The organism is Streptomyces tricolor, from assembly GCF_002155905.1.
Taxonomy (GTDB): Bacteria; Actinomycetota; Actinomycetes; order Streptomycetales; family Streptomycetaceae; genus Streptomyces; species Streptomyces tricolor.
This window is the reverse complement of sequence record NZ_MUMF01001078.1, coordinates 1-559: the sequence shown is the minus strand read 5'-3', so window position 1 is coordinate 559 and position 559 is coordinate 1. Positions and strand designations below refer to the sequence as shown.

At 75.2% G+C, this 559-nt stretch carries 1 pseudogene; it reads right to left on the bottom strand.

Annotation, left to right across the window (positions count from 1 at the left end):
- A pseudogene (locus CCN44_RS42845) lies at positions 1-552 on the bottom strand (ABC transporter permease); the annotation flags it as partial.
- Positions 553-559: the final 7 nt, after the last annotated feature.

Genomic DNA, 559 nt, shown 5'->3' with positions numbered 1-559 from the left:
CACACCCCCAGGTCAGCAAAGACGACGGCCCAGTCGGGGTGTGCCCCGAAGGTCCGCGCGTACGCCTCCACGCCGTAGGTCGACGGCAGCAGATCACGGGCCAGCCGTACGACCTCCGGCATCCGGTCGGCCGGCAGCACCCCCAGCAGCAGCGCCGCCGACATGCCCAGCTGGCCGAGCAGCGTGGCCAGCTCCGGCCGGGGCGCGAGCAGTCCGCAGGCCGCGCNNCGCCGGCGGCACCGGCAGCGTGGCGTAGTGGTCGAGTCCGCCGCTGGCCCGCAGCTGCCCGAAGTACTGCGAGAGCAGGTTCAGCGCGACGTACGCGACGACCAGCACGGAGGAGCCGGCCACCACGGACTGGGCCTCATGGCCGCTGTCCACGACGCCGCGCATCATCACGGCGATGCCGACGGACTGGAACGTCGCCACGAACAGCAGCGGGATCCGCGCCACCCGGGCCCGGGACAGCTGCGCCCGGTAGACGGCGGCCAGCGACGGCCACAGCCGCGCGGGCGGCCCCAGCTCGGCCGCTCCGGGCGCCGTCTCCGGCACGGTCCCG